The sequence below is a fragment of the Streptomyces sp. NPDC048415 genome, assembly GCF_040651675.1.
GTDB lineage: Bacteria > Actinomycetota > Actinomycetes > Streptomycetales > Streptomycetaceae > Streptomyces.
The window spans coordinates 102,208-122,956 of the sequence record NZ_JBEZKJ010000017.1; the positions used below are offsets into that span (position 1 = coordinate 102,208).

The 20,749-nt window shown below is 71.0% G+C and carries 21 protein-coding genes; 8 read left to right on the forward strand and 13 right to left on the reverse strand.

All coding sequences use genetic code 11. From position 1 onward, the window contains the following. Positions 1–132 precede the first annotated feature (132 nt). The 4 genes from AB0D27_RS14700 to AB0D27_RS14715 all read right to left on the reverse strand — a co-directional run bounded on the left by AB0D27_RS14700 (position 133) and on the right by AB0D27_RS14715 (position 4,347). The gene (locus AB0D27_RS14700; RefSeq protein ID WP_362507294.1) at positions 133–816 is read right to left on the reverse strand and encodes an ABC transporter ATP-binding protein; all 684 of its coding nucleotides are present in this window, start codon (positions 814–816) and stop codon (positions 133–135) included. Positions 817–892: 76 nt separating this feature from the next. Beyond that, positions 893–2,356, reverse strand: coding sequence for an FtsX-like permease family protein (locus AB0D27_RS14705; protein ID WP_362507297.1), 1,464 nt, complete (start codon positions 2,354–2,356; stop codon positions 893–895). Positions 2,357–2,529: 173 nt separating this feature from the next. After that, entirely contained in the window at positions 2,530–3,795 is a 1,266-nt protein-coding gene (locus tag AB0D27_RS14710; RefSeq protein ID WP_362507299.1) for an Ig-like domain-containing protein, read from the reverse strand. Between the two features lie 207 nt (positions 3,796–4,002). Beyond that, positions 4,003–4,347, reverse strand: a complete 345-nt coding sequence (locus AB0D27_RS14715; protein WP_362507302.1) for a hypothetical protein — start codon at positions 4,345–4,347, stop codon at positions 4,003–4,005. A gap of 110 nt (positions 4,348–4,457) precedes the next feature. On the opposite strand from AB0D27_RS14715, the gene AB0D27_RS14720 reads away from it, so the two are divergent. Together AB0D27_RS14720 and AB0D27_RS14725 are read left to right on the forward strand one after the other, a co-directional pair. Beyond that, on the forward strand, positions 4,458–4,790 hold the full coding sequence (locus AB0D27_RS14720) for a hypothetical protein (protein WP_362507305.1): 333 nt from the start codon (positions 4,458–4,460) through the stop codon (positions 4,788–4,790). 40 nt (positions 4,791–4,830) lie between these two features. Continuing rightward, the gene (locus tag AB0D27_RS14725) at positions 4,831–5,580 is read left to right on the forward strand and encodes a DUF2625 family protein (RefSeq protein WP_362507307.1); all 750 of its coding nucleotides are present in this window, start codon (positions 4,831–4,833) and stop codon (positions 5,578–5,580) included. An 83-nt stretch (positions 5,581–5,663) separates the two neighbouring features. On the opposite strand, the gene AB0D27_RS14730 is transcribed toward AB0D27_RS14725, so the two are convergent. The 5 genes from AB0D27_RS14730 to AB0D27_RS14750 form a co-directional block, all read right to left on the reverse strand. Further along, positions 5,664–7,358, reverse strand: a complete 1,695-nt coding sequence (locus tag AB0D27_RS14730; protein WP_362507310.1) for a DEAD/DEAH box helicase — start codon at positions 7,356–7,358, stop codon at positions 5,664–5,666. 116 nt (positions 7,359–7,474) lie between these two features. Continuing rightward, positions 7,475–7,678: a cold-shock protein gene (locus tag AB0D27_RS14735; protein WP_168510673.1), complete on the reverse strand. Its 204-nt coding sequence runs from the start codon at positions 7,676–7,678 to the stop codon at positions 7,475–7,477. Between the two features lie 237 nt (positions 7,679–7,915). Then, the gene (hutH, locus tag AB0D27_RS14740; protein WP_362507353.1) at positions 7,916–9,454 is read right to left on the reverse strand and encodes a histidine ammonia-lyase; all 1,539 of its coding nucleotides are present in this window, start codon (positions 9,452–9,454) and stop codon (positions 7,916–7,918) included. Positions 9,455–9,550: 96 nt separating this feature from the next. Next, a complete protein-coding gene (locus AB0D27_RS14745) occupies positions 9,551–10,705 on the reverse strand; it encodes a sensor domain-containing diguanylate cyclase (RefSeq protein WP_362507313.1) in 1,155 nt (384 codons plus the stop codon). 468 nt (positions 10,706–11,173) lie between these two features. Then, positions 11,174–12,004: an enoyl-CoA hydratase-related protein gene (locus AB0D27_RS14750; protein WP_362507316.1), complete on the reverse strand. Its 831-nt coding sequence runs from the start codon at positions 12,002–12,004 to the stop codon at positions 11,174–11,176. Between the two features lie 205 nt (positions 12,005–12,209). On the opposite strand from AB0D27_RS14750, the gene AB0D27_RS14755 reads away from it, so the two are divergent. Further along, positions 12,210–12,926: a hypothetical protein gene (locus AB0D27_RS14755; protein ID WP_362507319.1), complete on the forward strand. Its 717-nt coding sequence runs from the start codon at positions 12,210–12,212 to the stop codon at positions 12,924–12,926. A 1-nt stretch (position 12,927) separates the two neighbouring features. Here the strand turns inward: AB0D27_RS14755 and AB0D27_RS14760 are convergent, their stop codons facing one another. Together AB0D27_RS14760 and AB0D27_RS14765 are read right to left on the reverse strand one after the other, a co-directional pair. Beyond that, on the reverse strand, positions 12,928–14,010 hold the full coding sequence (locus AB0D27_RS14760; RefSeq protein ID WP_362507355.1) for an adenylate/guanylate cyclase domain-containing protein: 1,083 nt from the start codon (positions 14,008–14,010) through the stop codon (positions 12,928–12,930). A 385-nt stretch (positions 14,011–14,395) separates the two neighbouring features. Continuing rightward, complete coding sequence (locus AB0D27_RS14765) at positions 14,396–15,310, reverse strand: biotin--[acetyl-CoA-carboxylase] ligase (RefSeq protein WP_362507321.1); 915 nt, start codon at positions 15,308–15,310, stop codon at positions 14,396–14,398. A gap of 149 nt (positions 15,311–15,459) precedes the next feature. Between AB0D27_RS14765 and AB0D27_RS14770 the strand changes: the two genes are divergently transcribed. Together AB0D27_RS14770 and AB0D27_RS14775 are read left to right on the forward strand one after the other, a co-directional pair. After that, complete coding sequence (locus AB0D27_RS14770) at positions 15,460–17,052, forward strand: acyl-CoA carboxylase subunit beta (protein ID WP_362507323.1); 1,593 nt, start codon at positions 15,460–15,462, stop codon at positions 17,050–17,052. 17 nt (positions 17,053–17,069) lie between these two features. Next, positions 17,070–17,279, forward strand: a complete 210-nt coding sequence (locus AB0D27_RS14775) for an acyl-CoA carboxylase epsilon subunit (RefSeq protein ID WP_362507325.1) — start codon at positions 17,070–17,072, stop codon at positions 17,277–17,279. Positions 17,280–17,294: 15 nt separating this feature from the next. Here AB0D27_RS14775 and AB0D27_RS14780 read toward each other — a convergent pair whose 3' ends face one another. Beyond that, positions 17,295–18,425, reverse strand: a complete 1,131-nt coding sequence (locus AB0D27_RS14780) for an SGNH/GDSL hydrolase family protein (protein ID WP_362507327.1) — start codon at positions 18,423–18,425, stop codon at positions 17,295–17,297. Positions 18,426–18,609: 184 nt separating this feature from the next. Between AB0D27_RS14780 and AB0D27_RS14785 the strand changes: the two genes are divergently transcribed. Continuing rightward, the gene (locus AB0D27_RS14785) at positions 18,610–18,738 is read left to right on the forward strand and encodes a hypothetical protein (RefSeq protein ID WP_362507329.1); all 129 of its coding nucleotides are present in this window, start codon (positions 18,610–18,612) and stop codon (positions 18,736–18,738) included. 22 nt (positions 18,739–18,760) lie between these two features. Next, positions 18,761–19,381, forward strand: coding sequence for a nucleoside triphosphate pyrophosphatase (locus AB0D27_RS14790; RefSeq protein ID WP_362507332.1), 621 nt, complete (start codon positions 18,761–18,763; stop codon positions 19,379–19,381). On the opposite strand, the gene AB0D27_RS14795 is transcribed toward AB0D27_RS14790, so the two are convergent. Then, positions 19,382–19,870: a hypothetical protein gene (locus AB0D27_RS14795; protein ID WP_362507335.1), complete on the reverse strand. Its 489-nt coding sequence runs from the start codon at positions 19,868–19,870 to the stop codon at positions 19,382–19,384. A gap of 355 nt (positions 19,871–20,225) precedes the next feature. On the opposite strand from AB0D27_RS14795, the gene AB0D27_RS14800 reads away from it, so the two are divergent. Then, positions 20,226–20,749 (forward strand): biotin carboxylase N-terminal domain-containing protein (locus AB0D27_RS14800; protein ID WP_362507338.1); only part of this gene is annotated, 524 nt, incomplete at its 3' end.

Genomic DNA, 20,749 nt, shown 5'->3' on the forward strand with positions numbered 1-20,749 from the left:
TGTACGCACGCACGCGCACCCCCCGGAATACGAAGTATGCCCGGGGGGTGATCGACCGCTCAATAGAGAGGTGACGGTGAAGAGTTGACGGACTTGTTCCGCTACGCTCCCACGCTCCCCCTTTGTACTTCTTTATGCTCCCGCATTCTCCTTGACAGTGATCTTCCCCTTGCGGATTGTCGCAACCCGCGGGGCCTTCTTCGCGATCGAGGAATCGTGCGTGACCATGATGAAGGTGAGCCCGTGCTCCTTCCACATGGCTTCGAGTACATCCATGATCTCGTCGCGCATGGACTCGTCGAGGTTGCCGGTGGGTTCGTCGGCGAGCAGCACCTTCGGCTGCTTGACCAGCGCCCGGGCGATCGCGACGCGCTGCTGCTGGCCGCCGGACAGCTCGGCGGGCAGATGCCCGAGCCGCTCGGCGAGTCCGACCGACTCCAGGGCCGCGGCGGCCCGTGCGCGCCGCTCCTTGGTCTTCACGCCGAGGGGCACGAGAGCGGTCTCCACGTTCTCCTGCGCGGTGAGCGTGGGAATCAGGTTGAAGCTCTGAAAAACGAAACCGATGTTCTCGCTGCGCACTTTGGTGAGCTTCGCCTCGGACAGCCTCGCCATGTCCGTGCCGTCGAGTTCGACACTGCCCGCGGTGGGGCGGTCGAGCCCGCCGAGCATCTGGAGAAGGGTGGATTTTCCGCCGCCGGTGGGGCCCTGGATGACGAGCCGGTCGCCGTCCCCGATGGTCAGGTCGACACCGGCGAGCGCGTCGACGGTTTCCTTGCCCCGCGAATAGCGCTTGGTGACGCCTCTGAGTTCGTACATGGTGCAACTCCTGGGATACGGAAGTACGTAAGGGGCAAGCGGCCTCGGGGAAGACTTCCCCGAGGCCGCTCAGGGCTTATTCGACGCGGCGCAGGGCGTCCGCGGGCCGCAGCCGGGAGGCGCGCCAGCCGCCGAAGGCGCCGGCGATCAGGCCGCCGGTGACGGCGAGGGCGACCGCGACGACGATGGTGCCCAGGCTGACGGGCGCGGTGAGCGCGACGTCCAGGGCCTTGGTCGCGGCCTGCCGTCCGGGACCACCGAAGCCGCCGCCCCCGCCGGGACCGCCGCCCTGGCCGCCGCCCGAAGCGCCCACCTGGGCCTGCAGGTTGGGGCTGATCTCGGTGACGACGTACGCGCCCGCGAGGCCGAGAGCGATGCCGAGGGCGCCGCCGACCAGACCGTTGACGATGGCCTCACCGACGACCTGGCGGGTGACCCGGCCCGACTTCCAGCCGAGTGCCTTGAGGGTGCCGAACTCGCGCACGCGGCGGGAGACGGCCGAGGAGGTGAGCAGACCGGCGACCAGGAACGCGGCCACGAGCACCGCGATCGACAGCCACTTGCCAACGTTGGAGGCGAGGCTGGAGGCGGTGGACAGGGAGCCGGAGACGGTGTCGGCGAGGTCGGCGGAGGTGGTGACCGTCGTACCCGAGATGTTCTTCTGGATGGTGCTCTTGACGCTGCTGATCTGCTGCGAGTCGGACGCCTTGACGTAGATCGTGGTGACCTTGTTCTTGGAGTCGCTGAGCGTCTGCGCCTGCTTGAGCGGGATGTAGAGATTGGCCGCCGCGTCACCGCTGTCGGGCGTCGCGATGCCGATGACCTTGTACTTGACGCCCTTGACGGTGACCGTGCCGCCGACCTTGAGCTTCTGCTCCTTGGCGTACGACTTGTCCGCGACGACGACCTTGGAGTTCGTCTCGGACGTCTTGAACGTACGACCACTGGTGATCTTCGACGAGGTCAGCGGGCCGAGGGCCGGCTTGGTGACGTCGGTTCCGAAGACGGAGTAGTTGTTGACGTCGAAGTTGGCGCCGCCGCCCTTGACGGTGCCCTCGGGCGAGGGCTGGGCGCCGCCGCCCCGGCCGCCCTGCTGGGTGCCGCCGTTCTGGTTCTGCTGGAACTGACCCCGCGTGAACTGACCGTTGACCTTGATGACTTGGAGGCTCAGTCCGCCGACGGAGTCCGCGACACCCTTCTGGGAGTCGACCTTGGTGACCGTCGAGGCGGCCAGGGTCTGGAAGCCCTGGACCATGACGCGGTCGCTGCTCTGCTCCGTGTCGGAGCCGTTGTCCTGTGCGTCGAAGTTGAAGCGCGGACGCTGGCTGGTGCTCGTGGTGGGCACCGCCGCCTTCGTGACCGTCATGTCCGTCCCCAGTCCGTACAGCGACTGGAGGACCTTGCCCTGGGCCTTCTCCATGCCCGAGGACACGGAACTGACCACGATGACCAGGGCGATGCCCAGGGCGAGTCCGGAGGCGACGACGAGGGCCGCCTTTCTGCGGCGGCGCAGTTCGCGCCTCAGGTAGGTGAAGAACATGGCCGCAAGGTAGGTACGGCGCGTGATGAAGGGATAAGGCCGAAATAAGAGAACGATGAGAAGGCTGTGGCGGGCCGCGAGTTCATCTGTGGGCGGCCGGAGAACCCTGTGGAAACGCGAAGCGGCGGCAACCCCTCAGGGCTGCCGCCGCCGTCGACGGGGTCAGGTGGCTGTCAGACGGCCGAACCGGCCTTCCACGCCGCCCAGTCCAGGTTCCAGCCGTTGAGGCCGTTGTCCGGGGCGACGGTCTTGTCGCCGGTGTTCTTGACGACCACGACGTCACCGATCAGCGAGTGGTTGTAGAACCAGGCCGCCGACGTGTTCGGGTCGCCCGCCCCCTTCGTGTCGGACAGACCGACACAGCCGTGGCTGGTGTTCACCGCGCCGAAGATGGACTTGGCGCCCCAGTAGTTGCCGTGGATGAAGGTGCCGGAGCTCGACAGACGCATGGCGTGCGGTACGTCCTTGATGTCGTACTCGCCCTTGCCGTCGTTCTTCGTGAAGCCGACCGTCGAGCCGTCCATCCGGGTCTCCTTGAACTTCTCGGAGATCACCATCTGGCCCTGGTACGTCTTGTGGTCCGGAGCACCCGCCGAGATCGGGATGGTCTTGATCGTCTTGCCGTCCTGGGTGACCTTCATGGTCTTGGTCTGGGCATCGACGATGGAGACCTGGTTACGGCCGATCTTGAAGGTGACCGTCTTCTGCTGCACGCCGTACACGCCGCTCGCGCCCTGGACACCGTCGAGGTTCAGCTTGAGGGTGACGGTGGAGCCGCCGGTCCAGTAGTTCTCGGGGCGGAAGTCGAGGCGGTTGGCGCTGAACCAGTGCCCGACGACCTCCTGGCCGCTGCTGGAGGAGACGGTGATCCCCTTCTGCACGGCGGCCTTGTTCGTGATCGCCTTGTCGAAGTTGATCGAGACCGGCATGCCGACGCCGACGGTGGAGCCGTCCTCGGGCGTGAAGTTGCCGATGAAGCTGTTGGCCGGGGCGACCGTGGCGAACGAGGCGTTCTCGTGGGCGACGCGGCCCGCGGAGTCGGCGGCCTCGGCGGCGATCTTGTACGTCGTGGCGCGGTCCAGCTGGGCGGAGGGCTTCCAGCTCTTCTTGTCGGCGGATATCTGACCGGCGACGGCGGTGCCGGACGCGGTCTGCATCGTGACGGACGTGAGCGTTCCCTTGCTCACGGTGACCGCGGTGCCGTTGTTGATGGAGGCGTTGTCGGAGCCGTCCTTGGGCGTGATCTTGATCTGGGCCTCGGAGGTCTTCTTGGCCGCCGCCTCGTCGACCTTGGCCTGCGACGAGCTGTCGCCGCCGCTCGAAGCATCGGCCTTGCTGCCTCCGCTGCACGCAGAGAGCACCAGCACCCCGCCGAGCAGTGCGGACGCGGCCATCAGGCCCTTGCGCCGCTTACTGTCCGTCATCACACGCTTCTCCATCGTTGCCGAATACCCAAAAGACACGAGAGCCCCGTAAGAACAATCAACGCTACGACCGGTTCGTCCCGTTCCACATACCGCGGAGGTGTGGGGCACACCACGTCCAGACAGAGGGACCGGTGGTGCGGAGGTGGTCAGTGCGTCTGCTGAGACGAAGAAACCCCGGACGGCGGTTGCCGCCCGGGGTCACGATTTCCCCAAGCCGCGTCAGCCGAGGGCGTCTTCCTCGTCGTCCTCGTCAGCATCATCCTCGTCGAGGTCCCAATCCGGCGAATCGGGGTCGTAGGCGATGGGCTCGCTGCTCCAGGAGGCCTGGGCGAGTTCGATCCCCGGCACCTCGCTGACCAGGTCGAACGGATCCACCAGATACGCGAGGGCCTCGGACGTGTCTTCCGTCACCGCGTTCTCGGCATGCGTGCGCTCGTCGGCCGGCATACCGGTGTCGGCGGCGATCCGGCGCAGCGCGGCCTTGGTGACGGCGTCGGCGTCGTCGACTTCCAGCACCAGTTCGACACGAAGCCGTACAAACTGTGATGTCTCAGGAGTACTCATGAGACGGAGCGTACGACCCACAGCTTGCGCGACTTTCCCACGACCCGCGCCTTTCATTAGCATCGCCCCACACGGCCAATTCGCCAGCGCCACAAGGGGATCGATATTTCGTGTCCGCCGCACGTCGATCGTTGTTGACCGCCACCGCAGCGGGGACCCTCCTGGGAGCCCTGTGGTTCGTCCCGTCCGCCAACGCGACCCAGGACGAACCCGCCCCGAGCGTCTCGGCGTCAACCTCCGCGACGGCACCCACCCCCGCGGAGCGAACTTCCGCGGAGTCGGGCACGGGGTCGGGCACGGAGCCCGGCGGGGAGCACACCCAACTCGCCGACACCGGCAGCGTCGACACGACGCCGTACGTCATCGGCGGCACCCTCTTCCTCGGCGTGGGCGCCGGGTTCGTGACCTATTCGGTGCGCCGCGAGCGCACGACGGCCTACTGAGCCCCGTGCTCCGGCGGCCCGGACAACCCGTGGGGTATCCATGCGAGACCTGACCGAGCTGACCGACGTCGAGGAACCTGCCTGGCCGCTCCTGTCCGAGACACTCGCCAGGAGCGGGGTGTCCATGGAGGTGCTGCCCGGCGACCCGGCGCTGGGCCGCGCGACCCTGCTCCAGCTGCAGACCACCGCACGGTCCTGGCTCGGCGGCATGGCGCTCAACTGCGGTGGCGTGGTGCTGGACAGCGGGTGGCTGCGGATCTACGGCAGCGCGGGCGCCGGCGCCTCGACGGGACTGCCGGGCGGGGTGACGGACCTGCCCAGCCTCGCCGAGGTCAACGAATTCCCGGAACGGGTCGATCCCGCCTGGCGCCCCCAGGGCGGACTCGTCGTCGGCCACGATGTGCTGGGCGGGGTCTTCGTCCTCAACGGGGCCGACCCCGAGGCGGTGGGCCGCCCCGGACGGCCCGGCGAGATCGTGTACTTCGCCCCGGACTCCCTGCGCTGGGAGGGCCTCGAAGTGGGCCACGCGGCCTGGCTCCAGTGGCTCCTGAGCGAGGGCACGGACCACTTCTACGACACCTTGCGCTGGCCCGGCTGGAGGGCGGAGTCGGGCGCGCTGACCGGACGGCAGGGACTGTCCGTCGTGCCCTTCCTGTGGTCGGCCCAGGCCCGGCGGGACCTGCACTCGACCAGCCGGCGCGCGGTGCCGCTGGCCGAAATCCTCGATCTGCACCGGGATTACGCCCTGAAGCTCGACTCCATCGATCCGGGGTTCATGGGCGACCTGTGAAGGGCTGGTCGCGCCCGCGCGACCAGCCCCACATGACACAGCCCCGTGCCCCTGACGGGACACGGGGCAACCAACTCCCGCTGTTACGCGGCCCTGCGTCCGCCGCCGCCCTCGCCACCGCGCTCGGTGCGACGCTGCGGGGCTCGGCCACGGCCGGCCGAACGACCAGCGGCCGCGCCGCCGCCCGTCTCGTCCCGGCGGCCGTTCGCGCCGCCGCCGCTTCCGGTACGGCGGCCGGCGGCCGTGCCTCCCGACGCCCCGCCCGCGACAGGCCGAGCACCGCGGCGTGGCTGACGACCCTGGGACTCCGTACCCGCGCCCGTACCGGCGACCGCCGGGCGCCTCGCCCCGCCGCCGGTCGCGCGCCGGGCCTTGGGCCGCTGCTTGGGCTGTTCGGCGGGCTGCGGGACCTCGATGACGATCGGGACGCCGGAGGGCTCGCGGGCGCCGGTGAGGCGGGCCAGTTCCTCGTCGCTGGACTTGATCCGGGCGGTGCGCGGGGAGATGCCGGCGTCCGACATCAGACGGGTCATCTCGCGCTTCTGCTCGGGCAGGACGAGGGTGACGACGCTGCCGGACTCCCCCGCACGGGCGGTGCGTCCGCCGCGGTGGAGGTAGTCCTTGTGGTCGGTCGGCGGATCGACGTTGACCACGAGGTCGAGGTCGTCGATGTGGATGCCGCGGGCCGCCACGTTGGTGGCGACGAGCGCGGTGACCTGACCGTTCTTGAACTGGTCGAGGGTGCGGTTGCGCTGCGGCTGGCTGCGCCCGCCGTGCAGCGCGGAGGCCCGGACGCCGTTGGCGAGCAGCCGCTTGGTGAACCGGTCGGCGCCGCGCTTGGTGTCGACGAAGAGGATCACCCGGCCGTCGCGCGCGGCGATCCGCAGGGCGACGGCCTTCTTGTCGGTCTCGTCGGCGACGTGCAGCACATGGTGCTCCATCGTCGTCACCGCGCCCGCCGACGGGTCGACGGAGTGCACCACGGGGTCGGTGAGGAACATCCGCACGAGCCGGTCGATGTTCTTGTCGAGCGTCGCCGAGAAGAGCAGCCGCTGGCCGCCCGGCTCGACCTGCTGAAGCAGCGCCGTGACCTGCGGCATGAAGCCCATGTCGGCCATCTGGTCGGCCTCGTCGAGCACGGTGATGGCGACCTGGTCGAGGGCGCAGTCGCCGCGCTCGATGAGGTCCTTGAGCCGCCCCGGGGTGGCCACCAGAACCTCGGCGCCGCGGCGCAGTGCCCCGGCCTGCCGGCTGATCGACATACCGCCGACGGCCGTGGCCACGCGGAGGTTGACGGCGGTCGCGTACGGCGTCAGCGCGTCGTTGACCTGCTGCGCGAGTTCGCGGGTGGGGACGAGGACCAGCGCGAGCGGCTTCCTTGCCTCGGCCCGGCGGCCGGCCGTACGGGCCAGCAGGGCGAGTCCGAAGGCGAGCGTCTTGCCCGAGCCGGTGCGGCCACGGCCGAGGACGTCGCGTCCGGCGAGGGAGTTGGGCAGGGTCGCACCCTGAATCGGGAACGGCTCGGTGACGCCCTGCGCCGCGAGCGTCTTCGTCAGGGCGGCCGGCATGTCCAGCGCGTCGAAGGAGTCGACGGCGGGCAGCGCGGGCGTGAGCGTCTCGGGCAGGGAGAACTCCTGCGGCGGCGCGGCCTTGCGGGCCGCGCCCTTACCGGCGCCCCGGCCGGGGTTGCGGCCGGCGTTCCTCGCGGAGCCGCCGGTCTGGGCACCGCCACGTGCATTCGCCGGCCGCTTACGGACGGGACGTTCGGATCGAGTCATGCTGGATCTGGATTTCCTTCCTGGGCCCCACGGACAGCACACGCACTGCGCTCACAGCGCGAGCCGGGACCCGCACCCGAAGGTGCGGGTCCCGGCTCTGAAAAGCGCGTCCCGAATTAGGCGGGGACGATGTTCTCCGCCTGCAGGCCCTTCTGGCCCTGGGCGACGTCGAACGAGACCTTCTGGCCCTCCAGCAGCTCACGGAAGCCGGAGCTGGCGATGTTGGAGTAGTGGGCGAAGACGTCGGGGCCGCCGCCGTCCTGCTCGATGAAGCCGAAGCCCTTTTCCGAGTTGAACCACTTCACGGTGCCTGTAGCCATTGTTCTCTCCTGAACAGGTAGCGGACCCAATCCGGAGATGCACCGGGAAAAGCCGGAGTTGCCGGTAAAACAAAACGCGCCTGCGGAGGATTCCGATCAGGCGCACAAAGTAAATGGGTACCAAAAACGTATCAATGTGACAGTAGCACACTTGCGCTGCCTTCCGGCACCGAGAGGCCCTGCTGTGACGGAGGCCACCGTACACCGGACGGCGGCCCCCTTCACGTACCGCGGCTCCTACAGGAGCGGACCCGTCACCGGCTCCACCGCCGCCACCACATGACCCCCGCGCACGAACGTGTCCGCGGCCTCCAGGTCGGGGGCGAGGAAGCGGTCCGGGCCCGGGCCCTGGACGCCGGCGGCCCGCACCGCGTCGATGACCGCCCGCGACGCCGGGGCCGGGGTCAGGCCCTCGCGCAGCTCGATCGCGCGGGTGGCGGCATACAGCTCGATCGCGACGATGCGGGTCAGGTTGTCCACGGCCGTACGCAGTTTGCGCGCCGCCGACCAGCCCATGGAGACGTGGTCCTCCTGCATCGCGGAGGACGGGATGGAGTCCGCGGAGGCCGGTACGGCGAGCCGCTTCATCTCGCTGACCAGCGCGGCCTGCGTGTACTGGGCGATCATCAGGCCCGAGTCCACGCCGGCGTCGTCCGCGAGGAACGGCGGCAGGCCGTGCGAGCGGTTCTTGTCGAGGAGACGGTCGGTGCGGCGCTCGGCGATGGAACCGAGGTCGGCTGCGGCGATGGCGAGGAAGTCGAGGACGTAGGCGACCGGGGCGCCGTGGAAGTTGCCGTTCGACTCGACGCGGCCGTCGGGCAGCACGACGGGGTTGTCGACGGCGGAGGCGAGTTCGCGCTCGGCGACGGTGCGCGCGTGCGCCAGGGTGTCCCGGCCCGCGCCCGCGACCTGCGGGGCGCAGCGCACGGAGTAGGCGTCCTGGACGCGCGGGGCGTCGTCCTGGTGGTGCCCGGTGAGTTCCGAGCCCTTCAGGACGGCCAGCATGTTGGCGGCGCTGGCGCCCTGACCGGGGTGCGGGCGGATGGCGTGCAGTTCGGGGGCGAGGACCTTGTCCGTGCCGAGCAACGCCTCCATGGAGAGGGCGGCCGTCACGTCGGCCGACTTGTAGAGCGTCTCCAGGTCGGCGAGGGCCATCACCAGCATGCCGAGCATGCCGTCGGTGCCGTTTAGGAGGGCGAGGCCCTCCTTCTCGCGCAGCTCGACGGGGGTGATGCCGGCCTCGGCGAGCAATTCACCGGCCGGTCCCACGACGCCGTCGGGTCCCTCGGCGTCACCCTCGCCCATGAGGGTCAGTGCGCAGTGGGACAGCGGTGCCAGGTCGCCGGAGCAGCCGAGCGAGCCGTACTCGTGGACGACGGGGGTGATCCCGGCGTTGAGGATGTCGGCCATGGTCTGCGCGACCTCGGGCCGGACGCCGGTGTGTCCCGAGCAGACGGTCTTCAGCCGCAGGAACATCAGCGCGCGGACGACTTCACGCTCGACGCGCGGGCCCATCCCGGCGGCGTGCGAGCGGACGATGTTGCGCTGCAGCTGGGCGCGCAGCTCCGGGCTGATGTGCCGGGTCGCGAGGGCGCCGAAACCGGTGGAGACGCCGTAGACGGGTTCCGGCTTGGCCGCCAGCGCGTCCACGATCTCGCGGGCCGCGGCGAGGGCCGCCACCGCCTCGTCGGAGAGCTCGATCCGGGCGCCGTCGCGCGCCACGGCGAGTACGTCGGACGCGGTCACGCCGGACGTCCCCACCACCACAGTGTGCATATCCATATTCAGGAGCGTACGCAGTGAATTCGATGATGTCACTAGTGGGTGGCCGGTTTACCCCTTACTCCGGCATACGTCACAGCCGTCACCGCGTCATGGGCGGTGCGGCTCGTGCCGCCCCCGGAAGCGCCGGCGCTCCCCGGCCGTGGGCGACGGCGCGTCCGCGAGGCGTACGACGGGGTCGTCGGGGCCCTCGCGCCCGGCGACCACGGGCTTGGCGGCCCGTTCGGCCTTCGCGCGGTACTGCGCGGCGTCGGCGAGCCGGAACAGCCGGCGCGCCGAGCGCACCGGGCCGATCGGATCCCCGGTCGAGGCGACCCCGCATGCCACCCCCTCCCCCAGCTCCAACTCGGCGGCACGCAGGCAGAGTTCGGCGGCGACGCGGACGACCTCGTCCGCCGCCGGGCCCACCGCCAGCAGACAGAACTCGTCGCCGCCGAGGCGCGCGGCGAGGGTGCCCGGGAGCATGGCCCCGCACAGGGACAGCACGGATCCGAACCGCTCGAGGAGCCGGTCGCCGACCGCGTGCCCGCAGGTGTCGTTGACGTGCTTGAGCCCATTGATGTCGCAGACGACGAGGCTGACCGCGGTCGCGTCGTCCTTGTGCTGCTCGATCGCCTCGTCGAGGCGTACGTCCACGGCGCGGCGGTTGGCGAGCCCGGTGAGGGCGTCCGTGAACGCCAGCCGGCGCGCCTCCTCCAAGCGCTCGGTCTGGGCGATCCCGGCGGCGACGACGGAGGCGAGGACGGTCGCGAAGTCGGCGTCGGCCCGGTCGAAGACGGGGGCGCCGGCCGGGCGGGCCACGTACAGCTCGCCCCAGGCGCGGCCGTGCAGCACGATCGGGGCGACGACGCAGCAGCCGCGGCCCCGTCTGCGCAGTGCGGCGACCCGCTGGTGGCAGTATCCGGCGGGGCCGGCCGCCGGGCCCTCGGCGGTCTCCACCCAGGCGTTGGGCCCGCGGCCACCCGCCCAGCGCTCGTGCAGGAACTCGGTGATCTCCGGGAACTGGTGCACCGGGTAGGCCTCCCCCTCGGGGAACTCCTCCTCGTCCGGGGCCCGGTCGCCCACGTTGACCAGCACCCTCAGCCGGCCGAGCTCGCGCTCCCACGCGGAGAGCGCGGCGAAGCTTCCGGCCAGCGCGTGGCACGCGCCGCGCGCCGCCGCCCGCCACGACTCGCGCGGTGTGTGCGCCGCCGCCATCCCCTGCGCCAGCGCCACCACGGCCCTCAGCCGTCTGTCCTCACCCATCACCCCAGGCTAGGGATGTTTACCACAATTTGGGACATTGGTATGGCGAACAGGGGTCGCAGCGGCCGCACTGGCCGTCACGGCTGCGGACCTGCGTGCCGGGGGCCGACAACCGCCCCGCCCCCGTAACCGCGGGCCTGCGCGCCGAGGGACGGCAGCCCACCCACCACCGCCAACTGCGGGCACGCCCGCCTGGGAACGGCAGCCCACCCACCACCGCCAACTGCGGGCACGCCCGCCTGGGAACGGCAGCCCACCCGGACCGTCACAGCTGCAGGCATGCGCACCTGGAACGGCAGCCCACCCGACCGTCGCAGCTGCGGACGATCGTGCCGCTGGGCGGCAGCCGCACCAAAGACAGCGGCACGCTGTCAGCGTCGGCAGGCGCACTCACCCCGACGGCCCCCCCCTGGGTGCCCCATAGGCAGCGGGGTCAGCCCCGGTGCCCGGCGGGCAGGGGGGCCAGCCCTACTCCCCCGGCCACGACGGTGGCCGCTTCTCGTTGAACGCCGCCACCCCCTCCGCCCGGTCCCCCGAGAAGGCGACGGAGCGCCACGCGGCGTCCTCGACCTCCAGGCCGGCCCGGAGGTCGAGCCCCTGCCCGAGCCGCAGCGCACGCTTGGCGGCGCGCAGCCCGACCGGCGAGTTCGCGGCGATGCGGGCGGCCAGCGCGAGCGCCTCCGCACGGTCCTGCCCCGCGTCCACAAGCTGGTCGATCAGCCCCAACTCCCCCGCCTCGGCGGCCTGCAGACGGCGCGCCGAGAAGATCAGCTCGGCCGCACGGGCGGCCCCGACCCGGCGCGGCAGCAGCTGCGTACCGCCGCCACCGGGGATCACTCCGACGGACACCTCGGGCAGCCCCACGACCGCCGTACGGTCGGCCACGATCAGGTCGCACGACAGCGCCAGCTCGAACCCACCGCCCAGCGCGAAGCCGTGCACGGCGGCGACGGTCGGCATCGGCAGCTCCAGCACACCGGTGTACGCGGCCCGCGCGACCGGCCGCTGGCGCACGAGGTCCGCGTCGCTGAAGGAGTTGCGCTCCTTGAGATCGGCACCGACACAGAAGGCGCGCTCATGGGTGGAGGTGAGCACAACCACGCGTACGTCCCGGTCGGCGGCGAGCGCCTGGCAGGCGGCGGCGATCGACCGGGCCATGTCGGTCGACACCGCGTTCATGGCCTTGGGCCGGTCGAGGGCGAGCTCGGCGACGTACGCGTGCCGTCGTACGACGACGAACTCCCCGAACCGCCGCTCGCCCCCCGACTCCGCCTCCTGCGCCGTCCCTTGCTCCACCATGACACCCTCCCGGTTAACGCGGGTTAACTTCCGACCGCCCGATCATCGCAGCCGCCGCCCTCCGGCGAAACCCACGGCCTCGCCGCGCAGGTCCCCGTTCGAGTGACATGCCGCCCAACTCCCGCCCGCTGCCCCCAAACCGCGCATAACCTGCGCACCGCCACGGCGCTTCGGGGGGCGTCGGGCACGTTGGGGAGGGATGACCATGACGAACCGAGTGACGACACTGGCGACCGGCAACCGGCCGGTGCCCGCGAGGGCCGCGCGTACGGCGCCGGCGTCCACGGGCCCGGTGCGGGAGCCCGCTCTCACGGGTCCGGAAACCGGCGAGGACGAGACGGTCCTCGATCCTCAGCGGCTCCGCCCCGTCCGGGGCCGGCACCGCAGGCCCCGTCCCCGGCGAGTGCTCTTCGCCGTCGGCGGACTCGCGCTGGCGGCGGGGGCGCTGAGCTTCGTACGGATGGCACCGGAGTCGGTGCTCGGGGGTGGCGGCAGCGCGGAGGCCGAGTCGCGCGCGGGAGCCGCCGCCACGGACACGGCGGGCGACGCCGTCACCACCGTGGAGGCCGTGCCGTCCGCACGGCCCGAGGCCGCCACGGCGACCGCCCCGATGGGCGGGGCGAGCGCGTCACCGACGCCGGGCGTGAGCCTCGTGCCGGCACCGCTCGCGTCGACGCCTGCGTCGGTCCCGCCGGGTCACGGCAGCACCCCCGTGACCAGCGCGCCGGATGCGACCGGCATCCCCAGCGCCCCGAGGACCACATCACCACCGGCGCCCCCGACCACGCCCGCCGTCCCGCGGCCCACCCCGACCGCGACCACCCACGCCCCGGACCCGCAGCCCGAGCCCCCGGAAGTGTGCGTGCCGATCGTCGGAATCTGCGTGAACGCGCTGGGGGCAGCACCCGGCGTCCAGGGGTGACCTAAGACTCCGCTTCCCTGCGGGCCAGCAGCCACGGTTCGATGACGCCGAGGCCGCGGACCGGGCGTTGCCACATCGGCTGGAGGGCGAAGCGGTAGGAGGGGGGTTCCTCGCCCTCCTTCTCCGCGGCGGCCGCGGCCTCGGCGGCCTCCGCCTCGGAGGCGGGCGCGTCCTTGGTGCGGATCAGTTCCTCCGCGAAGGCGCCGTCCACGAGGACGGCGTCGCGTGGCGCTATGGACGTGAGGCGACTCGCCAGGTTCACGGTCGTACCGAACACGTCACCCATCCGTGTGGTCACCGTGCCGAAGGCGATGCCGACGCGCAGCTCCGGCATCGTCTCGTCGTTCGCCATCGTCTCGATGAGCCGCAGCGCGATCTCGGCGGCGATCCCGGCGTCGTCCGCCGAGTACAGGACCTCGTCGCCCAGGGTCTTGATGAGGCGCCCCCCGTGCGCGGCCACCAGGTCCGCCGCCGTGGTCTCGAAGGCCTCGACGAGTTCGCCGAGCTCCTCCTCCTCCATGCGGCGCGTCAGCCGCGTGAACCCGACCAGGTCCGCGAAGCCGACGGCGAGCCGGCGGTCGACCATCTCCTCGTCGTCGCCCGCCTGCACGACCCGGCCGGTGGCGGCGGCGAGCTGGCGCCGCCAGACGTAGACGAGGAACTCCTCCAGCTCGGGCAGCAGCAGCTCCATCAGGGGGTACGTCACCTCGGTGCGCGTCATCCCCGGTTCCGGGGGCTCGGTCAGGCCCTCCAGGAAGGAGTCGATCTGCCACTCGGCCAGACGGGCGGTGGTCTGCCCCGTGGACCGGGCGACCTGGACCGCCATCGCCTCGCTGAGCAGGCCCGCCTCCACGAGACCGGCCAGCCGCCGCAGGGCGAGTACGTCGGCTTCCGTCAGCGCCTTGGCCTGGCCGATGTCGGCGAAGCCCATGGCCCGCCAGAAGCGGGAGGCCAGCTCCATGGAGACGCCCGCGCTGCGGGCCGCCTGGAAGGGGGTGTAACGGCGCTCGGCGCCGAGGATGAGCTGCTCCAGGCGGAGCGCGAGGGGATCTTCTCCGGTGTCCGGGTCGGGGTGCGCGTCCAGTGCGCCGTTCGCGTCCGCGCGTGTCTCGGGGCGGGTGTCCGGCCGTCCGGGTGTCGTGTCGGCGACCGACTCGGCGGTACGGCCCGACTCGCCGTCGGGGGCGGGGTGGGCACCCGTGTCGGAGCCGGTGTCGTCGACGGTCACGCCTGCTGCCCTTCCGATCTGCCGCGGTCAGGTACGACCGCGCTCAACTCTACGGCAGGTGTGCGCTGGCTCACTCCTGGGACGCCGCCGGGCAGATTTCAGCCCGGTCGTGGGGGTCCCCCCGCTCGAGCGAAGCCGAGAGTGGGGAAGTCGAGGACGAGCGCGGAGCGCGATACGGGGGGTCCGGGGGCGGAGCCCCCAGGTACGGGACGGGTAGGGGCGGAGGAGGCGAAACCCACCCCTACGCCGGCCGCAGATGCACCACATCCCCCGCCCCCACCGGCTCCTGCACCCCCTCCTCCGTGGCGATGACCAGCCGCCCGTCGCCGTCGACGGCCACGGCCTCCCCGGTGATCGACCGCCCTCCGGGCAGCTCGGCCCTGACCACCCGCCCGAGCGTCGCGCACCCGGCCGCGTACGTCTCCTGAAGCCCGGACCGGGCCGGGTCGCCCTCCGCGGCCCGCCACCGCTCGTACCACTGCTCCAGCGATCGCAGCACCGCCCGCAACACGGTGTCACGGTCCGTGCTCACCGCCCCGGCAAGGGCGAGCGACCCGGCCCCGGGCACGGGGAGTTCGTCCTCGCGCAGCGTGACGTTGATGCCGATGCCGACCACCACCCCGTCGGTGCCGGCCCGCTCGGCGAGGATGCCCCCCGCCTTGCGCTCCTCGCCCCCGACGGTCACCAGCAGGTCATTGGGCCACTTGAGTGCCGTATCGACCCCGGCGGCCCGCGACAGCCCCGTGGCGACGGCGACGCCGGTGAGCAGCGGCAGCCAGCCCCAGCGTTCGACGGGCACCCCGGCCGGCTTCAGCAGGACGGAGAAGAAGAGGCCGGACCGGGCGGGCGCCGTCCACTGGCGGTCCAGGCGGCCGCGCCCGGCGTCCTGCTCCTCGGCGACGAGGACGGTGCCCTCGTTCGCCTTCTCCTCGGTGGCGAGGGCGACGAGGTCGGAGTTGGTGGACCCGGTGCGCTGCACGACCTCGACATCGCGCCAGAGCCCGTCCTCGCGGACCAGCGCCCGGCGCAGGGCGGCGGTGTTCAGCGGCGGCCGGTCCAGGTCGGACCACCGGCTGTCCTTCGCGTTCTCCTTCGCGTTCTCCTTCGCGTCGTCGTTCGCGTTGTCGTTCGCGTCTGAAGCATCTCGCGGCGTCATGCAACCCACCCTAGGTGTGGTAAACGCCGCACTGCCGAACGGTAGGCACGCCACTACGCTACGGATGAGTAGCAAGCCCCCCTTCTGAGCACCTCCCCCGAGCACTTCACCCTCACGTCCCCCTAGAGCAGGCAGGGAGCCGCATCCCGATGTCCGAGCCGGAAGAGCTGCAACACCCCGACATCCACACCACCGCGGGCAAGCTCGCGGACTTGCAGCGCCGCATCCAAGAGGCGACGCACGCCGGCTCGGAGCGCGCCGTCGAAAAGCAGCACGCCAAGGGCAAGTTGACGGCCCGTGAGCGGATCGAGCTGCTGATGGACGAGGGCTCCTTCGTCGAGTTCGACGAGTTCGCACGGCACCGCTCGACCGACTTCGGGCTGGAGAACAACCGCCCGTACGGCGACGGTGTCGTCACCGGCTACGGCATGGTCGACGGCCGCCCGGCGGCCGTGTTCTCGCAGGACTTCACCGTCTTCGGCGGCGCGCTCGGCGAGGTCTTCGGCCAGAAGATCATGAAGGTGATGGACTTCGCGCTGAAGACCGGCTGTCCGGTCATCGGCATCAATGACTCGGGCGGCGCCCGTATCCAGGAGGGCGTCAGCGCGCTCGGCATGTACGGCGAGATCTTCCGCCGCAACACGCACGCGTCGGGCGTGATTCCGCAGATCAGCCTGGTCGTCGGGCCGTGCGCGGGCGGCGCGGTGTACTCCCCCGCGATCACCGACTTCACGGTGATGGTCGACCAGACCTCGCACATGTTCATCACAGGGCCCGACGTCATCAAGACGGTCACCGGCGAGGACGTCGGCTTCGAGGAACTGGGCGGAGCCCGGACCCACAACTCGACCTCCGGCGTGGCGCATCACATGGCGGGGGACGAGAAGGACGCCATCGAGTACGTCAAGCAGCTGCTGTCGTACCTGCCGTCCAACAACCTCAGCGAGCCCCCGGTGTTCCCGGAGGAGGCGGACCTCGAGCTCACCGACGAGGACCGCGAGCTGGACACCATCGTGCCGGACAGCGCGAACCAGCCGTACGACATGCACACGGTAATCGAACACGTCCTGGACGACGCCGAGTTCTTCGAGACGCAGTCGCTGTTCGCGCCGAACATCCTCACCGGCTTCGGACGGGTCGAGGGCCACCCGGTGGGCATCGTCGCCAACCAGCCGATGCAGTTCGCCGGCTGCCTCGACATCGACGCGAGCGAGAAGGCCGCGCGCTTCGTGCGCACCTGCGACGCGTTCAACGTCCCCGTGCTCACCTTCGTCGACGTGCCGGGCTTCCTGCCGGGCGTCGACCAGGAGCACACCGGCATCATCCGCCGCGGCGCCAAGCTGATCTACGCGTACGCCGAGGCGACCGTCCCGCTCATCACCATCATCACCCGCAAGGCCTTCGGCGGCGCGTACGACGTCATGGGCTCCAAGCACCTGGGCGCCGACCTCAACCTCGCCTGGCCGACGGCCCAGATCGCGGTGATGGGCGCGCAGGGCGCGGTGAACATCCTGCACCGCCGCACCATCGCGGCCGCCGAGGACCAGGACGCGACCCGGGCCCGGCTCATCCAGGAGTACGAGGACACCCTGCTCAACCCGTACACGGCGGCCGAGCGCGGCTACATCGACGGCGTGATCCTGCCGTCCCAGACCCGCTCCCATCTCGTACGGGGCCTGCGTCAACTGCGCACGAAGCGGGAATCACTGCCTCCGAAGAAGCACGGGAACATCCCCCTCTAGATCCCCTGGGAGCGGTTGTGACGATCAAGGTCGTACGGGGCAATCCGACCCCGGAGGAGCTGGCCGCCGCACTGGCGGTGGTCAGGGCGCGCGCCGTGGCGGCGGCCGCCGCCCCGTCCGGCGCGCCCGGGACCAGGGACTCCTGGGCCGACCCGGCCCGTATCGCGGCGCACCGGCTGCCCCTGCCGGGCCCGACGGCATGGGGCCGCAGCTACTGGCCCGGTTAGGACCTGTCCGGTCGGCTAGAGCACCTCGGCCACGGCTTCGGCCATCACCGCGTATCCCGCGTCATGCGGGTGCAGGTGATCGCCGAAGTCGTACGCCGGGTGCAGCCGGTCCGGGTCCGCCGGATCGGCCAGGACGCGGTTCAGGTCCACGACCGTGTCCCACTCGCCCGCGTCGCGGATCCACTCGTTCACCTCGTGGCTCACCTTCGCCGCGTGCTCGCCCCAGTGGTCGGAGCCGCCGAAGGGCAGCAGCGTCGCGCCGATCACCCGTAGTCCGCGTGCGTGCGCCTGCCGTATCAACTGCCGGTAGCCGTCGATGAGTTCGGCGGCCTCGACGACCGGCGCGGGATGGTAGGTCGGCTGTTCGTCCGTCTCGCTGAAGCCGATGTCGTTGAGGCCGAGGAGCACGACGAGCGTGTCCACGCCCGGCTGCTCGAGGACGTCGCGGCCGATGCGGTGGACGCCCTTCTCGCCGTACCAGGCCGAGTCGCTCAGCAGCAGGTTGCCACCGATGCCCGCGTTGAGGACGGGCCGTCCGGTGCGTTCGGCGAGCGCGTCGGACCAGCGCCGGTTCGCACCCGGGGCGGAGCCGAAGCCGTCGGTGAGGGAGTCCCCGAAGAGCGCGACGGCGTCCCCGCGGCCCGCGTCGACCTCCACCGCCGAGAGGAAGTACCAGGACTCGGTGACCTCCCCGAACCCATGGCCGTCGAGGTCGTGGAGGCGATCGCCCGCACCCCGGTAGCTGGTCGCGAAGGCCTGCGCGTGGAAGGCCGCGGGGCCGGTGACGGCGTCGAGGTGGAGGGTGACGGTCACCGATTCCAGGGATCCCAGGGCGAGTTCGGCGGGGTCACTGACCGTGTGACCGCGCGCCGGGATCTCGACGGACGCGGCTCCCGCGAAGGTGAGCCGCCGTACCGAGCCCGCCGCGACGGCGGCCCCTTCGGTCGTACGGGCCACGGTGGCGCCCGCGATCCGCAGCGGCGAGGTGCCGTACGCATGGGAGAGCCGGACACGAAGCCGGCCGCCGCCCGCGGTGAGCCGTACGACCTGGCGCACCGACTGGCGCCAGAAGCCCTGCCGCGACCAGTTGGGGGTGAAGCCTTCGCTCGGGAGCTGGGGCGAGGCGGTCCAGGCGGTGGTGAACATGACGGTCCCCTCCATAAAGGGGTCGGGAGTTCCTTTAGTGGTGCTCATGACCGTAGCAGCCTCTTCGCCACTAAAGAAACCCTGGACCCATTTACAGGGGCGGGAGCAAGTCGAGCGGAGGCGGGCGCAAGTTGAGTACGCGTACTCAGGCGCCCGGCGCCCTCGCCGCCGCACGATCGAAGACATGCTGTGGTCCGACCCGGAGGACGAACCTCCCGAGGAACTCCGCGACATGCAGAACATGTTGCGGCGCCTGGGCGTTCTGATGGCGCTGGCCATGGTGCTGGCGATGCTCGTGCTCGGCATCAGGTGAACGGCCTCGATATCCTGATCACATGACCGATCAGCCGCGCCGCCGTCTCGTGCTCGCCTCACAGTCCCCCGCCCGGCTCAACCTGCTGCGGCAGGCCGGACTCGCCCCCGAGGTGATCGTGAGCGGCGTCGACGAGGACGCCGTGAGCGCGCCCACCCCCGCCGAACTCGCCCTCGCGCTCGCCGAGGCGAAGGCCTCCGTCGTGGCGGCGAAGCCCGAGGTGCAGGGCGCACTGGTGATCGGCTGCGACTCGGTGCTCGACCTGGACGGCGAGGCCCTCGGCAAGCCCGCGGACGCCGAGGAGGCCACCGCCCGCTGGAAGTCGATGCGCGGCCGGGCCGGCACCCTCCAGACAGGCCATTGCGTCTACGACACGGCGGCCAAGCGCTACGCCTCGGCGACCGCGTCCACCGTGGTCCGCTTCGGCGACCCGACCGACGCCGAGATCGCCGCGTACGTCGCCTCGGGCGAACCCCTCTTCGTGGCGGGCGCCTTCACCCTCGACGGCCGCTCGGCCCCGTTCATCGAGGGCATCGACGGCGACCACGGCAACGTCATCGGCATCTCGCTGCCGTTGGTGCGCAAGCTGCTGGCCCAACTGGGCGTCGGCATCACGGAGTTGTGGACGCCGCAGGAGAAGTGATCAGGTGGCCGACGGTGCCGGAGGGGCCGCGACCGCGGCTCCCCCGCCGTTGTCGCCGCTCCTGCCGCCCTCGGGCGCGGCCTCGGCCGGGCCGGCCTCCCGGCGGTCGTACGCCAAAAGCGTGAACACGATCAGGCCGAGCCCCACCATCATGAAGGCGAACGCACCCCAGCCCACCAGGCCGACCGTGAACGCGCCGAGCAGGCCGTGCACCACGGCGGCACTGATCAGCAGGATGCGGCCGACAAGGCGCGGAGCTCGGTCGCGCAGGGCGACGAGCAGGGCGGTCAGCCCGCACAGCGCGAAGTAGAGACCGAAGACCAGCCCGCCGATCTTCGACGAGACGGACATCATGTCCGAGTCGAGGCCGGCGAGCGACATGTCCTGGTGGTCGACGACCACGCCGAGGAACCAATTCAGCAGGCCGATCCCGACCGCCTCCGCGAAGAGCACGATCGCCGTCACCCACGCCACCGGTCTGCGCACCACCGGTCCCCACCCACTTCCGCGTGCCGTTACCCCTAGTACGTTCGATACATCCCGAACGCTACTAACGGGTAAACCCAGGGACAAGAGGTCGGCCGAGGGCAAAGAATCATTGGGCCATTCGTAGGGACTCGACAAAGAAACGCTGTGGGCCGCAGCACGGAGCCACAGAGACCTTGACCACATCGGAGGGCTAGGGTTCAGGCATGGATTCCTGCGTGCCGCGGTGCGACAAGGGATTTCGCGGGTCGAGCGAGCCTCGAATTACGCTCCGTGTGGGCAAGCTCACCACTGGGGACGGGTCGAAAGGTCGTGTCGGCAGTCCCTAAACTCGGCTTGTTTCAAGGAGGGAGCCATCGTGCGCAAGGTGCTCATCGCCAACCGTGGCGAAATCGCTGTCCGCGTGGCCCGGGCGTGCCGGGATGCCGGGATCGCGAGCGTTGCCGTGTATGCGGAACCGGACCGGGACGCTCTGCATGTCCGTGCGGCGGACGAGGCGTTCGCGTTGGGCGGTGACACCCCGGCCACCAGTTACCTGGACATCGCCAAGGTGCTGCAGGCCGCCAAGGACTCCGGGGCGGATGCGATCCATCCCGGTTACGGCTTTCTTTCCGAGAACGCGGAGTTCGCGCAGGCCGTTCTCGACGCGGGGCTGATCTGGATCGGTCCGCCGCCGCAGGCGATCCGTGACCTGGGTGACAAGGTCGCCGCCCGGCACATCGCGCAGCGCGCCGGCGCCCCGCTGGTCGCGGGCACCCCGGACCCGGTGTCGGGCGCCGGGGAGGTCGTGGCGTTCGCCGAGGAGCACGGCCTGCCGATCGCGATCAAGGCGGCCTTCGGTGGCGGCGGGCGCGGGCTGAAGGTGGCCCGCACCCTGGAAGA

Excerpts from the sequence above, each read along its gene's own strand:
- AB0D27_RS14700 (WP_362507294.1), bottom strand. The coding sequence starts at position 816 with ATGTACGAACTCAGAGGCGTCACCAAGCGCTATTCGCGGGGCAAGGAA.
- AB0D27_RS14705 (WP_362507297.1), bottom strand. The coding sequence starts at position 2,356 with ATGTTCTTCACCTACCTGAGGCGCGAACTGCGCCGCCGCAGAAAGGCG.
- AB0D27_RS14710 (WP_362507299.1), bottom strand. The coding sequence starts at position 3,795 with ATGGAGAAGCGTGTGATGACGGACAGTAAGCGGCGCAAGGGCCTGATG.
- AB0D27_RS14715 (WP_362507302.1), bottom strand. The coding sequence starts at position 4,347 with ATGAGTACTCCTGAGACATCACAGTTTGTACGGCTTCGTGTCGAACTG.
- AB0D27_RS14725 (WP_362507307.1), top strand. The coding sequence starts at position 4,831 with ATGCGAGACCTGACCGAGCTGACCGACGTCGAGGAACCTGCCTGGCCG.
- AB0D27_RS14730 (WP_362507310.1), bottom strand. The coding sequence starts at position 7,358 with ATGACTCGATCCGAACGTCCCGTCCGTAAGCGGCCGGCGAATGCACGT.
- AB0D27_RS14735 (WP_168510673.1), bottom strand. The coding sequence starts at position 7,678 with ATGGCTACAGGCACCGTGAAGTGGTTCAACTCGGAAAAGGGCTTCGGC.
- hutH (WP_362507353.1), bottom strand. The coding sequence starts at position 9,454 with ATGCACACTGTGGTGGTGGGGACGTCCGGCGTGACCGCGTCCGACGTA.
- AB0D27_RS14745 (WP_362507313.1), bottom strand. The coding sequence starts at position 10,705 with ATGGGTGAGGACAGACGGCTGAGGGCCGTGGTGGCGCTGGCGCAGGGG.
- AB0D27_RS14750 (WP_362507316.1), bottom strand. The coding sequence starts at position 12,004 with ATGGTGGAGCAAGGGACGGCGCAGGAGGCGGAGTCGGGGGGCGAGCGG.
- AB0D27_RS14755 (WP_362507319.1), top strand. The coding sequence starts at position 12,210 with ATGACGAACCGAGTGACGACACTGGCGACCGGCAACCGGCCGGTGCCC.
- AB0D27_RS14765 (WP_362507321.1), bottom strand. The coding sequence starts at position 15,310 with ATGACGCCGCGAGATGCTTCAGACGCGAACGACAACGCGAACGACGAC.
- AB0D27_RS14770 (WP_362507323.1), top strand. The coding sequence starts at position 15,460 with ATGTCCGAGCCGGAAGAGCTGCAACACCCCGACATCCACACCACCGCG.
- AB0D27_RS14780 (WP_362507327.1), bottom strand. The coding sequence starts at position 18,425 with ATGTTCACCACCGCCTGGACCGCCTCGCCCCAGCTCCCGAGCGAAGGC.
- AB0D27_RS14785 (WP_362507329.1), top strand. The coding sequence starts at position 18,610 with ATGCTGTGGTCCGACCCGGAGGACGAACCTCCCGAGGAACTCCGCGAC.
- AB0D27_RS14790 (WP_362507332.1), top strand. The coding sequence starts at position 18,761 with ATGACCGATCAGCCGCGCCGCCGTCTCGTGCTCGCCTCACAGTCCCCC.